We start from the raw sequence: 15,436 nt of genomic DNA, 5'->3' as shown, positions 1-15,436 counted from the left end.
GAAATATTAGTTATATCCCTGGTTCTGTGATAACTGTTTGTTACGGTCGCGCTCCTGCTGCGGAATAGGCATCAGCTCCTTTTCCTTTGTCATTTTATAGTCCACGCGCTGGTTGTTGCGCAGGTCTATTTCATTCAGTCCATTCATCACCGTTTCTGCGCGGTTATAGCGGCGCAGGTCGTCCCAGCGCTGGCCTTCCTGTGCCAGCTCCAGGCGGCGTTCTTTTTCAATAGCCAGCTGCATGGCGTCCTTGGTAGTGGCGGTTGTCCCAGGCAGGTTAACACGGGCACGCACCTTATTCAGCTCAGTGGCTGCTTCCGGCGTACGGCCCAAAGCGTTCAGGGCTTCTGCTTTTAGCAGTATAATATCGCCCAGGCGGAACAGGTATTGCCGGTTGGTGCTGGCCCAGCCATTAGCGCTTTTCCACTTGTAGGCAAAAGGCACGCTGCCGCCGCCAATGGCCCAGTATTCATCTGTCCAGCTTACGTTCTCAAACAGGATGCTGGCGTTCTTGCGAATAACGTCCTTCTCGCTGTCAAAAGCCTTTACCAGGTCCTGGGAGGGCGTTACGAATTTGCGCCAGGTATCACCGCTTACAGAAGGCGGCAGCAGCAGCTGCGGGCCGTAATTGGCTTCTGCCCCACCGGTGTACTGTATTTCCATGATGGATTCATCATTGTTATAATGGTTACCATCAAACAGGAAATTATAATTAATAAGCTGATAACCGGCCGGGCTGCTGGTTACAGCATTACAGTATTCCAGCACCTTGTTGTAATCACGGTCCGACTTCTGCGCGTATACCTTTGCCAGCAGCGCATTTACGGCGCCTTTGGTGGCGCGTGCCTTGTTTACGCTGGCATCATCGGAATAAGTATCCGGCAGGCGGGTTAAAGCAAATTCCAGGTCTTTAATGATCTGTGCGTATACTTCCGCATCTGTAGCACGCGGCTTGTTTGTTTCGCCAGGATCTGAAGAGGTAGCGGGTTCCAGCACCAGCGGCACGCCACCAAAAGTTTTCACTAACTGGTAATAGTGATAAGCGCGCAGGAAAAATGCTTCCCCCAAGATCTGCTCTTTGCGGTTATTCACATCCAGCTTGGGATCCGTAATACCCGGCACTTTTTCCAGGATGATGTTAACGCGTGCAATACCGGTGTACAGCTGGCTCCAGGCATTAAACAGGCGGCTGTTCACCGGTGTGTAGGTGAGCAGGTCCATCTGGAAAATTTCCGGGTTATCGCCGCCGGCATAATAGTTATCGGATACCACATCCGTAAAGTTGATGTTGTCCCATACATAATATTCCTGCTGAAAGGCGTCGTAAGCCCCGATGAGCGCGGCTTCCGCGTCGCTGGCTGACTGGTAGGCATTTTCCGTGGTGGCATCTGAAATGGGCGACAGGTCCACAAATTTGCTGCAGGCGCCCAGGCTTAATGCCAACACACATAATACAATATATCTTGCTTGCATAGTTGTAAGAATTAGAATGAAACATTTAAGCCCACAATCAGGTTACGCGTTTGCGGGTAAGTACCAAAGTCAACACCCATAGAGGTATTAGCTTCTGTAGCGTTGGTGCTGTTACCCAGGAAATTCACCTCCGGATCAAAACCGGTGTACTTGGTAAAGGTGAACAGGTTTTCACCGGTTACGTATACACGCAGGCTTTTCAGCTTAATTCTGCTCAGCAGGTCCGCCGGCAGATCGTAGCTCAGGGTAGCGGATTTCACCCGCATGTAAGAGCCGTTCTCCACGTAACGGGTAGAGATGCGGGAGTTATCTGAATTATTAGCCACCGCTTTGGGAACATCTGTTACCTGGCCCGGTGTTTTCCAGCGGCGCAGCACGGCTGTGCTCTGGTTGCGCGGGTCTATCATAGATTCTGTTTCTATGCGGGAGGCATTGAACATATCATTACCCTGTGAGCCCTGCAGGAACACGCTTAAACGGATGTTCTTATAGCTGAAATTGTTGGTTAACCCATACAGGAAATCCGGGTTGGGATTACCAATGATCGTGCGGTCCTCTGCAGCAGGTGCGAAGGTTTTTTTACCGGTTTTATCCAGGTACTGCATGTTACCGGTTTCCGGATCCACGCCGGCAGCCACATAACCGTAGAACACGCCCAGGGGCTCGCCTTCACGCGCCAGGCTTACGTTACCACGGTTAGATACATTGGCGTTAAAAATATCCTGCCCAACAATGTCTACTACCTTATTGCGGTTAAAGGAAATATTGAAATCCGTTTCCCACTGGAACTCGCCTACAAAGTTGCGGGAGCTTACCAGGAACTCTAAACCTTTATTCTGGATCTTACCAACGTTCTGGGTGGAGATATCAAAACCGGTGGATTTAGGCACGGGCACATTCAGCAGCAGGTCGGAAGTATTTTTCACATAAGCATCTGCACTAAAGCTCAGACGGGAATCCAGCACGGCTACATCTATACCCACATTATATTGTTCGGTAGCTTCCCATTTCAGGTTCCTGTTCTCGAAAGAGGAAGGTGTGCTACCGGGTAATACCACACCGCCAATGGGATAGTTGCTGCCGCTGCCTACAAGGCCCAGCCATGCATAACGGCTATCGCCTAGTTGGTCGTTACCTACCTTACCCCAGCCGGCACGCAGCTTCAGGTCATTGATAGCGGTTACGCCCTTCATAAACTCTTCCTGTGAAATACGCCAGCCTACTGATGCGGAGGGGAAGTAACCCCAACGGTGCGCTGGCCCGAAAATGGAAGATGCATCTGCACGGAAGTTAGCTGTCAGCAAATATTTATCAGCATAACTATAGTTGATCCTGCCCAGGAAAGAGGCATTACTTTTTTCTGATTTGGTATTGTCTGCGCTCACAAAAACAGAACCGGCATTGGTAGTGGGAATGCTGCCGCCGGAAAAACCTGTTTTTTCTATAGTGGCGCTTTCCCATTTGGTTTTTTGTGCTACCACGCCACCCAAAGCGCCAACGGTATGTTTGCCAAAGGTTTTGTTATAAGAAAGCGTATTCTCTGCGATCCAGTAGTTTACCAGGTCGGTTGTATTCTTACCTCTGCCCTTTTGTGCCCGGCCATAGCTGGTGCGGAAGGGGTCCAGGAAATAATCGTACACGGAGTTATTATAATCCACTCCAAAGTTGCTGCGGAACTTCAGCTCAGGCAGCAGGTATATTTCTGCATACACATTACCCAGCAGGCGCTGTTGCTTATAACCGCGGTCCGCACCATCGGTGCTGGCAACGGGGTTTTCCCAGTCCTGGAAAGGGTTGCTGGTAAAAGTACCATCTGCATTGTAAATGCCTATTACCGGCGGGGTGGCCAGGGTGCCTAACAGCACACCGCCTCTATCCACGCCAATGTTATCCGTAACATCCACATCGTGCCAGCGGCTGTAAGCCACGTTGGTACCCATGGTAAGCCAGTTGTTCACCTTTTGCTCCAGGTTCACCTTAAAGTTAAAACGGTCCATGGTAGCGGAACGGATAGCACCGTTCTGCTGTACCCAGCCACCGGAAAGGTAATAGGTGGTTTTATCCGTTTTGCCGGACATAGACAGCTGGTAGTTCTGTGAAGTGCCTTTGCGGAATATTTCATCCTGCCAGTTGGTGTTCTGGTTGTATTTATTCCAGTCGGTGATGTAGCCTAATTCGGTCATCAGGTCTTTATACTGGGGGCCGTTCAGCACATCCATTCTTTTCCATACAGAGGAGTAACCGCCGTAGGCATTGAACTCAAACCGGGGATCGCCCGTTTTTCCCTTGCGGGTAGTGATCAATACTACGCCGTTAGCGCCGGAAGCGCCATAGATAGCGGCAGAGGAAGCATCTTTTAATACAGATACGCTTTCAATATCCGATGGGTTCAGGGAACGGGTATCTGTAGTAGGCACCCCATCTATTACATACAGCGGGTTGCTGCTGCTGCTGATAGAGCTGGTACCGCGTATGCGGATGTTTAATCCGGCAGAGGGTTTACCCGAGGAGGCCAGCACCTGCACGCCGGGCGCTTTGCCCTGCAGCACAGATCCCAGCTGGGTATTGGGACGGGAAGCAAATTCCTTTTCCCCTACTACGGATACGGAACCGGTAATGTCCTTTTTCCGTTGGGTGCCATACCCTACTACGACCACCTCGTTCAGCTGCTTGTTCTGATCCTGTAGGGTAATGTTGATGGTGGTTTGGTTATTCACCGGCACCTCCTGTGCAACAAACCCGATATAGGAAAATACCAGCACATCCGATGCGGCTGCCTGGATGCTGAAATTACCATCCGGCTGGGTAATGGCGCCCTTGCTGGTATTTTTAACTGAGATGGACACACCTGGCAGGGGATTTCCCTGCTGGTCCTGGACGTGCCCCTTTATGGCAAGATCCTGTGCGCCGGCATACAGCACCGCCAGCAACAGGAAGGCCATTAAAAGCGTAAACTTCTTTTGCATGTGGATAAACATAAATGTAATAGAATACGAGTCTTTGGTTTTAGTATCTGTTTTGGTTGGATCTCATAAACGTTCGCGGTTCTGATCTCACAACATGGAAAACTTACGGTAGAACTATTGCTGTAAAGTTATCTGAAAATTAAGTTGAAAACCAAAAATATTTTTTATAACTTGTTGATAATAAAGTTGTTATAATTATTTTGATACGCTTGGCTACCGTAAATTGAAACGGGTGAACGACCCTGATAATCAAGGGCATTCCGCCCGCGGCCGGGGGGTAAATTGCAAGAAACTGATACGGATGATTACCTGCCTGAAAAGGGGTTAATCATATTCCATAACCAGCTTGCTCCATCCTTTTTCGTCGGAATTTTGCAGGGTTTTCTTCCTTTCCTCCATTACTTTTTTAATACGGGTGCTGTAAGACCAGCAGGTACTTTGGCGGATGTTCAGGATCTCGGAGAGTTTATGGGAGGATATTTTGCCTTTGGTGGAGTACACCAGGAAGATCATGTAAAAGGCCTTATTGATATCTATTCGGGTATTCTGTAAAATGGTGTTGGCGGTTACGGATTCCTCGTACCCGCATTTGGCGCAGCGGCGGCTGTATATTAAATGCCCGTTGAAATAATGATCGTGCCCGCATTTCCGGCAGGCATAACCCTGGCTCCATTTCAGCTCAGCCAGGAACTTAAAGCAGCTTTCCTTATCGGGGTAGATCTTGCTGAACTCCTCAAAATCCACCGGGGCAGAAAGCACCCTGGCCCGGGATACCTTTTCCACATTGGTTTGCAGCTGCCGGTTATCCTGTTCCAGCAGGTCGTTCATACGGGATATTTCCAGGGACTGCTCCTGCAGCAGCTGGTTAGCCTGCTGCAGCTCCTCATTCTGCTGTGCGATCAGCTCTGATTTCTCAAACAGCTCCCGGGTACGCTCCTTTACCTGCGATTCCAGCTCCCGGTTCAGGGTGTCCTTCAGGCGGGCATTCTCCGTCATCTGGCTAATGATCTGCCGCTGCGCCTTGTCTTTCTTCTTTTTCAGCAGGCGTACCTTATCGCCAATGGCAAAGGACAGGAAGAACATTTCCAGGATAAAGCAAAAGCTCAGGCTGTAATAGCTGATCACCCCAAAATTCAGCCACTCATACCCCAGCATAATAAAGAACTTAAGCATAAATCCCACGAACAGGAAGCTGTAGGCCAGCACAAAAAAGCGAGCCGGCCGGTATCCCCGCCTCCATATATAAATGCCGGTGCCAAAAGCAACGGCCAGCGGCAGCATTTCTATGAATTTGTAATTAAACCAGCTACGGTTCAGCGCCAGGGCGGCCAGGAAGAATAACACGCGGGCGGCAATAATGCCCATGATGATCTTATTCAGCAACGGCGCTCTTGACCTTACATACAGCAGCTTGCGGGTGAACAGCAGGGCAAAAATGCTCATACAGCATAGCGGTATGGCAAAAGCATACTGGTTCCAGGCCGGGGCGTGCGGCCACAGGTACTGGTAGGCAATACCATCCGTACACATCTCGTACAGCGCCACGCTGAGGTTATACAATACATAATATAAATACTGGCGCTGCCGTACGGCCAGGAACATGATCAGGTTGTAAAAGCTGAAGATCAGGATCATGCCATAAAAGATCCCGAAGCTGAAGTATTCATTGAGGGCGTAGCCCACAAATTTGTTAACAGAGCGCAGCACAATGATCACGTCTGCTATTTGTGCAGAGCGGATGCGGAAGTAATACACCTGCTCCCCTGCCATGCTGTTATCCAGGTCCAGCTCAAAGTTCTTGTGCAGGAACATGCGTTGCTTAAAAGGGTATTGATCGCCCATTTGCAGCTGCCGAAAATGCCCGTCTGCATCTGGTATGTAGGCCGTTAGCTCATCAATGGTCTGGTCAAAGTATTCCAGGATGAAATGCTTTTTTACTGCGGGATCATTTTTTATTTTGATGCGGTACCAGTATACTTTTCCTAACTGATGGTTTTGCGGAGTGCTTTGTTTATTGGGTGCAAAGCCGTTAAAGGCCGGGCTGCTCACCTGCTGTATGGTAAGGGCGCCGGATGGATCCTGCAGGTATTCGATCTCTCCAAAAGTAAAAATATGCTGTTCCAGCGCATTGCTGATGGCTACCGGCTGCTGTGCGCGGGTGGGTATTACCGCCATCATTAACAGGCATAAGAACAGTATTGTGGAACAGCGCCTAATGGCAGATTGTAAATATTGGCCCCCCATTCTGGTTCACGGATTACGGGGATAAAGGTAGGGGATATTTAATTAAGGCGCGGCTACTCTACTTTCTCCAGGTAATAGCTATCCACTTCTTTGCGGTCTGCATCCAGCTCCAGCAGGCGGTTACCGTTAATGCGGTAGCTGTGGGAGGTACCGTCGCTTTTGCTTTGCAGCATATAGATCATGTCCTTCCCTTTTTTCACCTGCCAGGTACCGCTGTCTGTAAAGGTGTTATCGTTTTCCCGGCAGTGCTGGCTCATTTGGTAAGTGCCGGTATCTGCGCCGCGTGCGCGGGTAAAGGTAAGCTGCACATCAATATCCTGGCAGGTAAGGGCATGGATCACGCCCTGCCATTTTTCAGCGGTGTGGAGTGAATCGGTGGCCTTATCTGTAACGGTTGCTTTACCGCATTGCTTGCCGTTGCAGGCCCAGAGGAGGAGGCAGGAGAAGTAGAGAAGGACGTTTCTCATAAATTACGAATTGTCAATTACGAATGGATGCAGCGAAGATAATTATCAATTACGAATAGCCGCTACTTTCCCATTTTATTAAACGCCACCTGCATTACACGGCCGCTGCTTATTTCAAAGCCGGTTATCTGATTTAATTTGTTGCGTTTCACCGTTAAATGATCCATCCACCAAAACTCCGTGAGCAAATGATCAGGACCGGCTAAGGTAAGCGGCATATCATTATATTTATTATTGGTCAGATACAGGCGGTGATCTTTCAGCACTATTTCATAGCTGCAATCAAGCTCCGGGCTATAATACCGGCCGGTATAGGCCTGCAGCGCTTTATCTTCCGGCAGGATGGGTACATACTTTTTTAAGACAAATTTCTGGTCGGGTGTGGTAACGGAGATGGTAGTGTCTTTTGCATGCATGTCAAAGGAAAAACGGATCTCCGGGGCATAAAACATGGAATACTTGTTGGTTGAATCCTTTTTCATCAACGATGGCCCGCCATCTGAGCGGTAATAGAGCTTGCTGTCTTTTATTTCCAGGGCAAGGGTAATACCCGCATCGCTCACGTAATTACCAAGATATTTATGTAAAAACATCGTGTCATTGTTTGAAAGGGCCGCAGCGCTTTCATCTTTTTTCTCCTCTTTAATGTCAGGAACCTTTTTCGTTGTATCGCCGGCAAAAAGCCCGGCAATCTGATGAGCTTTACCGGTAGGATTAAAATCATTCACATTACCGAAAACAATAACACCCATTTTCAGGTCCGGAAAAGCAGCAATAAAGGTTCTGAACCCGGCATCTCCCCCACCGTGTGAAAACTGCCGCCAGCCGTTGTAGGTATCAGATACGATCCCTGCAGCATAGCTTAGCTCCTTCCCGTTGCTCAGTCTTGTCTTTGTAGTCAGTACATCAATGTCCTTTTGATCTCCTACTTTATGATCATAAAAATTGCTTATCCATTTCGACATATCCTTTACATTGGTAAAAAGACTGGTTGCCCCTGCGTTGGAATAGCTTAAGATACTTTTCGCATAATGAGCACTGTCTTTCCGGTTATAAGAGTCTGCCCGGTTATTTACAATTTCTGTATAATCATCATGAAAGTGTGTATGCATCATTCCCAGGGGCTTAAAAATAGCCGAATCTGTAAATTGCCTGAATGACTGGCCTGAAACAGCTTTGACTATTTCTGCCAGTAAGGTAAAATTGCTGTTGGAATAACTGTATTCTTCACCGGGTTTAAAGTTCAATGCCTGCTGTTTGCTCAAAATTTTGATGATATGCTCCTGTGTGATCACATCATCGAGCCGGGTACCCTGGATGGCCACCAATTGCCATTGATCCCTTATGCCACTGGTATGATTTAAAAGATGGCGTATGGTGATCTTTTCTTTCAGATCAGGGAACCAGGGAAGGTATTTGCGGATGTCATCATCCAGTTGCAGCTTACCCTGCCTTGCCAGCAGCACAATAGCAAAGGCCGTAAATTGCTTGGATACAGATGCCATGTGGAAGATCGTTTCACCGGAATTAGGGATACTGTATTCCAGGTTTGCCATTCCATATCCTTTGGAAAAAATAAGGGAATCATTTCTTACGATGCCCACTGCACAACCGGGGCTGTTTGGATTATTCCATTGGTCAAAAAGTGCATTGATCTTTGTAATGATGGAATCAGGCAATGTTTGTGCAGACAGGCTGTTTGATATTGTAAAGGCAATAACCAGCAAAAAGATAGACCGGATGCGCTGGCGCATCCCATTTGTGCTACTCAGGTTTAACGCTTCCATGAATATTAAGTTTTGGGTATTATACTTCAAAAGACCATTCAGGGGTTGCAGACGTGTTTAACAATTTCACAGGGGCTTACCACATATTTTAATACTCTTTTTCACGAACGGCAGGCATATAAAAAGGATCCTCTAATGGCCAAAACTACACTTGTAGCTTACAATACAAGTGTAGTTATCTTTTTCCTAAAAACAAGGTTAATTTGCTTTTGATGCGAATTAATTTTTTAATGGCATTTCCGTTTCGCGGACCGTCATTGACCATCCGTAATTAAAACGATGCCATCGCCTTGATCACGCCATTCGCCGGATCCAGCCAGCTTTCAAAATTATCCTTTACTGCATCAAAGCCAACGCGGTGGGTAATATAAGTAGCTGGTTTTACCAGTCCTTTTTTCATGGAATTTATTACATGCTCAAAATCTTCACGGGTGGCGTTGCGGCTGCTCATAAGGGTCGATTCCCGTTTGTGAAATTCAGGATGCGAGAAGCTGATCTCCCCTTTCTGCAGCCCTACCAGCACATAACGGGCGCCATGGGCCATATATTGAAATGCGTTTTGAATAGCTTTTAAGCTGCCGGTAGCATCTATTACCACCGTAGGCATGTCGCCGTTAGTGATCTGTTTCAGCTGCTCCATCACATCGGAGGAGGTGGCATTCACCGTATGGGCAACCTGTAATTTATCTTTACAGAACGCCAGGCGGTGTTCATTAATATCCATGGCAATTACCTGTGCGCCGGCAATACGGGAAAATTCCATAATGCCCAGGCCAATAGGCCCCGCGCCTACTACCAGCACAAACTCGCCCGGTTGCACGGCGGCCCGGCGTACGCCATGCGCGCCAATGGCCAGCGGCTCCACCAGCGCCAGCTCATCAAAAGAAAGCCCCTGCCCGTGTACCAGCGTATGGCTGGGTACCGATAAATATTCTACCATGCCCCCGTCCACATGCACGCCGCATACTTTCAGGCTGGTGCAGCAATTGGGCTTGCCCGAGCGGCAGGCAATACAGGTGCCGCAATTAAAATAAGGTATAAAGGTTACGGCTTCGCCCTTTTCAAAGCCGGGCGCACCATCGGCTTCCACTAACTCACCGGATAGCTCATGCCCTAAAATGCGGGGATATTCAAAATAAGGCTGGGTGCCTTCAAATGCATGCAGGTCCGTACCGCAAATGCCAATGCGGCTTATTTTGATGATAGCCTGGCCTTTTGTTAGAACCGGTTTTTCCTTTTCTCCGTAGGCAAACTGCCCGGGCGTAGTGCAAATCAGTGTTTTCATGAACGTTTTAAATGTATAAATGACAAGTAACAGGTCAGCGCGAATATACAACGCAAAGATCTATTCTTATATGCGCTGGTGTAACAAAGCGTAGCCCCGGCACAAGCGGGCCTTACGAGGGATCCAACCAGGGAGGGGTAAGTGGACCTGTTTAGCAGCTGAAATGCCAACGCTGAAGTATTACCGGGCAAACCGGCATGTACGTCTCCTCCGGACATTACCAACAGGCTGATTATTTAACTCCCAGGCGTACAGAAGCACCTGTACACCTTAAAGTATAACAGCTACTATTAAGTCTAACTCCAAAGACCAACCTCCCGGTGAAGCCACAAGTAAGAAATAACTGCTATATTAAATAATAGCCCCGTTTAGTTGTATACTTCCATAGTTATTTCAGGAAGCGCTGCTGTAAATTTTAGCAGGATAGTTTACCTGTAATGATCCTTTTTCTACAGAAAATCCACCACCAATCCCCTTTTTGCAGGGTCATCTTTCCGGAAATGCCCATCAAACATGAAAAAGACGCCTACACTTATTCACACCAAAAGATGTTTTCCACAACAGAGTTATTCACATTTTAGTTGTATACTGAAATACAATTAGTTATGACTTTTCAAAATGTTCCACGTGTAACATTTATCCACATTAAAGATATCCACATCGCTTATTCATGTCATTTAAGGGTGATTCGCCCCTACATTTTAGCTTTATAAATATGTATGCCGGGGAGGTGAAAATGAGAGAAATTGTTTGTTACTTAGGTTCCGGGTTACGTACCCAGCTATACGAAGAGAACACAAACCAAAATCTTTCTACACCGTTTACAGCATTCCCTTCCAGGAAAACGGTTTAAGGATGCAGGTATGTTATACCTGTATTACATGACCACTATTATTCAATAAAATGTCGCAACTATGAAACAAAATTTCCTGCTATTGCTGGGCGGTGCCAGCTTGTTACTTTCCTCTACAGTTTGGGCACAGCAAAAGGGTACGGCTGCTTTAAAACAAACGGCTATCGCAGATATACAGTCGCAATACGACTTCTATAAAAAAACCGAGCTGCAAATATGGAATTATGCAGAAGTAGGCTATAAGGAATATAAAAGCACCGCCCTGCTGCAGCAAACGCTGAAAGACAATGGCTTTAGTGTAGATACCGGCGTAGCAGGCATTCCTACCGCTTTTGTAGCTACCTATGGCAGCGGTAAGCCGGTGATCGGCATCCTGGCGGAGTATGATGCACTGCCCGGCCTGGCGCAGGAAGCAGTACCGGAAAAACAGCCTAAAAGCGGCATGAGCGCCGGGCATGGCTGCGGGCATCATTTATTTGGCGTGGCCTCCATAGCTGCCGGCATAGAGCTGAAAAAACTGATAGCCGATGGCAAACTAAAAGGTACGGTTAAAGTATATGGCTGCCCGGCCGAAGAAGGTGGCTCCGGCAAAGTGTACATGGTGCGTGCCGGTTTGTTTAAGGATGTGGATGCCGTGCTGCACTGGCATCCGGGCGATAACAACGGAGTAATGACGGGCAGCACCATGGCCAACATCAGCGCCAAATTCCGCTTTCATGGCCTCTCTGCCCATGCAGCAGGCGCACCGGAAAAAGGCCGATCTGCCTTGGATGGTGTAGAAGCGATGGATAACATGGTGAACATGATGCGGGAGCATATCCCCTCCTCTACCCGCATCCATTACGTAATTACCAACGGCGGCAAAGCCCCTAACGTGGTACCTGATTTTGCAGAAGTATATTATTATGTACGCAACGTGGACCGCGATATTGTGCGCAGTGTTTTTGACAGAGTGGTGAATGCTGCCAGGGGCGCAGCTCTGGGCACTGATACCAAAGTGGAATATGAAATTACCGGCGGCGTATATGATCTGCTACCTAACAAAACGCTGATAGCAGCCATGTATAAGAACCTGCAGCAGGTGGGCGGCGTAAATTACACACCTGCAGAAATTGAATTTGGGAAAAAGATACAAACCAGCTTTACCTATAAAGTACCGGCAATCAGCGAAGCTGCTACCATAGATACTCTGCAATCCGGGGGCCAGGGTGATATCAGCGGATCCACAGATGTGGCAGATGTAAGCTGGAATGTGCCTACCGTAGGGTTAAGCGCAGCTACCTGGGTGCCCGGCACACCGGCGCATAGCTGGCAGGCGGTAGCCAGCGGGGGAACCGACATTGGCGCCAAAGGCATGATGGTAGCGGCTAAAACCATGGCCTTAACCGGCATAGACCTGCTCTCTGATCCGGCACTGATACAAAAGGCCACACAGGAATACCAGAAAGTAAGAGGCGCAGATTTCCAGTACAAGGCCCTGCTGGGGGATAGGAAGCCGGCGCTGAATTATAGAGACGGGAGTGAGTAATTACGAATTGTCAATTACGAATTACGAATTGGTAGTGCGAAGGGGCAGCTTTATTTCAATAATGCTCAAAACACTACCATGAATCGCAACACGTTATATTTCACACTCCTTAATCCGTAATTATTCATATCATAATTATTTTCAATGGTATTCATGATGCTTCGCATTCGTAATTGACAATTCGTAATTAAAATATTAGATTGTGCACATTCTTTATTCATCCTTAGCTTAAAACCATCGTTATGAACAACAGCAGAAGGTCTTTTATTCAGCAGGTGGCATTAATGACCGCCGGCTTAGCCCTCCCCTCCTCCATATTCGGCTGTAAACCCGCCACAGAGGCGAGTGGCCGTAAACTAGGCATACAGCTTTATACGCTGCGCGATCAGCTGACCAAAGATGTAAAAGATACCATAGCAAAGGTAGCACAGGCTGGTTATGAACAGGTGGAGACCTATTTTGGGTATAACGGTCCCGGTTCTACGTTCTGGGGATTAACCACCGATCAGCTGAAAGCCCTGCTGAAAGAGCATAACCTTACCACGCCCAGCGGACATTACCAGCTGGGTGATTACTTAACCCTGGGCAATGGTAAAGATGAAGCGCTGAAAGCGCAGGCCGACCTGGCCGCGGCCCTGGGGCAGGAGTATTTCACCATACCTGTTCCACCCATGGCCCTCATAGCCAAATACCCTGTGCCGGCAGATGATTATAAATTTGTAGCCGCACAGCTGAATAAGGCCGGTGAGCTGTTAAAAAAGTCAAACATGAAAGTAGCGTACCATAACCACTTCTGGGAGTTCCGTAAGCTGGCTGATGGGAAGTCTACTGCGTATGATATACTCCTGAATGAAACAGATCCCGCGCTGGTACATTTTGAGCTGGACCTGTTCTGGGCTAAAAAAGCCGGGCAGGACCCGGTTCAGCTATTTGAAAAAGCACCCGGCCGTTTTCCTATGTGGCATGTGAAAGACATGAGCAAGGATGCGCCGCAGCCCGTGGCAGACACCGGCACCATAGACCTTAGCAAAATTGCCAATGATATTAAGTTCGCCGAAGTAGGTACTGGCACCATTGATTTCAAAGCTATTTTTGCAAAAGCTAAAACCGCCGGCGTACAATACTTTTTTGTTGAGCAGGACCAGATCACCATTGATCCTTTCGTAAGTATTAAGCAAAGCGCAGACTATGTGAAAAAGAACCTGTTCTAAACATTACAGCCTTAAAATAGTATAGCCGTTCCGGTAAATACCGGAACGGCTTTTTATTATAAAAAAACGGAAGTATATTAGCTCCCGAAATTGTAGAGGACAATATATTACTGGAACGAGGGTACGCTTTTGATGTTTGTTATACGCCAGGATCTTTTCTACTGTTAACTTATTTCTAACCAATAAAAAACTATTGCTTTCCCATGCCACAAAAAGGCCTTACCAAAACAAGATGGACTATTGACGACGCCCGTATAATCATCTATCCCTACCGGGTATTTCTTATTTTTAGTGTAGTGCTGGGCGTTCTTTTTGGCGGATTGCTTTTTCTATTCACAATCGTAGAACGCAGCAGCGCCAATACTATGGGATCCGTTGCCCTTTTACTGGCAGCCATTGTAATCCTGTTCCTTGCCTATTCAAGAACACAGATCATTTTTGACAGGGCCACCGGCACCATGCAGCAAAAAATATTGGGACTGATCCCTGTCAGGAACATTCCTTTTGACCGCTTACATGGCGTAAATACAGTTACGCAACAGTACGGCGGCTTTAACTTCAGAATATTTTCCAAAAACAATAAATACGGAAAAGGCATTACTATTTCATCAGGCTACGGAAAAGAAACAGACCCTAACGCAGTTGCATTCAGCCAGGAAGTGATTCCCCTGATCCATGAATATATAGCGCAGTATGCGCCCCTAACGGAACATACTAACAGCACTATTACAGCCTACCAATATTTTAATGAAAATGCCGGTGTTTATACGCTAAAAAATCAAAAGGCCGGCACCATCATTATGGGTATTGCGCTGCTGGCATTAGGTATTCATGAATGCACCGGCACTCCGTGGATGAAGACCGACAGCAGCACCGGCAGAATAGTGTTACTCCTTTGCTGCTTTGGCTTAGGCCTGATATTCCTGCTGGCGGCTTTTACACGTATTATATTAAACCCTGCCGCCCGTACTATTGAAAGGATCAGCCCTATAGGTCTTGGCAATAAAAAATACGCCTTCGATGATTTCTCAGGATTCCGCACCGTGCGTAAGTCTTACAACATGGTATATGCAGGCACAGAGGTGCAGATGTATTTTACACCGCCTAATGTAAAACAGCCTCAGATAGTAGTAGTGTCAACCATCCGGCAAAGCCGGAAGATTGAGCGTTTTATTGAGGAGATCAAAAGTATAATGGAAAAATAAATGGTGCTGTGTGCTGCAGTAATTAAACCGGGGCACCGGCATATTTCTCTACTATGGCCAGCAGCTCATCCCGTTGAAATGGCTTTTCCATAAAGGCATCTGCACCGGCCTGCCGGGCAGCTCTGCTTAAACCGGGTGTAGCGGAGATCATAATTACAGGAATATGCCGGGTGCTTTCCTGGCTTTTAAGATGGCGGCAAAGGTCTAACCCATCGAAGCCAACCAGCTGTTTATCCAGCAAAAAAATAACAGGACATTTAAACCGGTTCTTCATGATCCGCTCCCCATCCGGAACCAGTTCAGTGGCATAACCAGCCTTTTCAAGTATTAGCTTGTAAATATCCTGGATACCCGGATCATCATCTGTTATCATTATTGTTTTCTTCATGCCCGATTAACTACGGGAACAGCTGCAAA

10 protein-coding genes are annotated in these 15,436 nt (G+C 47.6%); 3 read left to right on the top strand and 7 right to left on the bottom strand.

All coding sequences use genetic code 11. The annotated features are described in order from the left end of the window. Positions 1–6: 6 nt before the first annotated feature. The 6 genes from BMZ54_RS19610 to BMZ54_RS19585 form a co-directional block, all read right to left on the bottom strand. The gene (locus BMZ54_RS19610; protein ID WP_089915901.1) at positions 7–1,473 is read right to left on the bottom strand and encodes a RagB/SusD family nutrient uptake outer membrane protein; all 1,467 of its coding nucleotides are present in this window, start codon (positions 1,471–1,473) and stop codon (positions 7–9) included. Positions 1,474–1,484: 11 nt separating this feature from the next. Beyond that, the gene (locus BMZ54_RS19605) at positions 1,485–4,439 is read right to left on the bottom strand and encodes a SusC/RagA family TonB-linked outer membrane protein (RefSeq protein WP_089917115.1); all 2,955 of its coding nucleotides are present in this window, start codon (positions 4,437–4,439) and stop codon (positions 1,485–1,487) included. A gap of 324 nt (positions 4,440–4,763) precedes the next feature. Continuing rightward, on the bottom strand, positions 4,764–6,617 hold the full coding sequence (locus BMZ54_RS19600; protein ID WP_238386629.1) for a 7TM diverse intracellular signaling domain-containing protein: 1,854 nt from the start codon (positions 6,615–6,617) through the stop codon (positions 4,764–4,766). Positions 6,618–6,736: 119 nt separating this feature from the next. Further along, complete coding sequence (locus BMZ54_RS19595) at positions 6,737–7,150, bottom strand: copper resistance protein NlpE N-terminal domain-containing protein (RefSeq protein WP_089915895.1); 414 nt, start codon at positions 7,148–7,150, stop codon at positions 6,737–6,739. A 62-nt stretch (positions 7,151–7,212) separates the two neighbouring features. Continuing rightward, entirely contained in the window at positions 7,213–8,937 is a 1,725-nt protein-coding gene (locus BMZ54_RS19590; protein WP_089915891.1) for a serine hydrolase domain-containing protein, read from the bottom strand. Positions 8,938–9,208: 271 nt separating this feature from the next. Continuing rightward, positions 9,209–10,222, bottom strand: coding sequence for a zinc-binding alcohol dehydrogenase family protein (locus BMZ54_RS19585; protein ID WP_089915888.1), 1,014 nt, complete (start codon positions 10,220–10,222; stop codon positions 9,209–9,211). Between the two features lie 914 nt (positions 10,223–11,136). Between BMZ54_RS19585 and BMZ54_RS19580 the strand changes: the two genes are divergently transcribed. From BMZ54_RS19580 to BMZ54_RS19570, 3 genes are all read left to right on the top strand, one after another. Then, the gene (locus tag BMZ54_RS19580; RefSeq protein WP_089915885.1) at positions 11,137–12,603 is read left to right on the top strand and encodes a M20 family metallopeptidase; all 1,467 of its coding nucleotides are present in this window, start codon (positions 11,137–11,139) and stop codon (positions 12,601–12,603) included. Between the two features lie 242 nt (positions 12,604–12,845). Beyond that, on the top strand, positions 12,846–13,814 hold the full coding sequence (locus tag BMZ54_RS19575; RefSeq protein ID WP_089915882.1) for a sugar phosphate isomerase/epimerase family protein: 969 nt from the start codon (positions 12,846–12,848) through the stop codon (positions 13,812–13,814). Between the two features lie 203 nt (positions 13,815–14,017). After that, positions 14,018–15,019 carry a hypothetical protein gene (locus BMZ54_RS19570; RefSeq protein WP_089915879.1) on the top strand — a complete coding sequence of 334 codons (1,002 nt, stop codon included), beginning with the start codon at positions 14,018–14,020 and terminating at the stop codon, positions 15,017–15,019. Between the two features lie 22 nt (positions 15,020–15,041). Here the strand turns inward: BMZ54_RS19570 and BMZ54_RS19565 are convergent, their stop codons facing one another. Then, the gene (locus tag BMZ54_RS19565; protein ID WP_089915876.1) at positions 15,042–15,407 is read right to left on the bottom strand and encodes a response regulator; all 366 of its coding nucleotides are present in this window, start codon (positions 15,405–15,407) and stop codon (positions 15,042–15,044) included. Between the last annotated feature and the right edge of the window lie 29 nt (positions 15,408–15,436).

Origin of the sequence: Chitinophaga rupis (genome assembly GCF_900109685.1) — a bacterium.
GTDB classification, from domain to species: domain Bacteria; phylum Bacteroidota; class Bacteroidia; order Chitinophagales; family Chitinophagaceae; genus Chitinophaga; species Chitinophaga rupis.
This window is presented reverse-complemented; position numbering and strand designations above follow the sequence as displayed.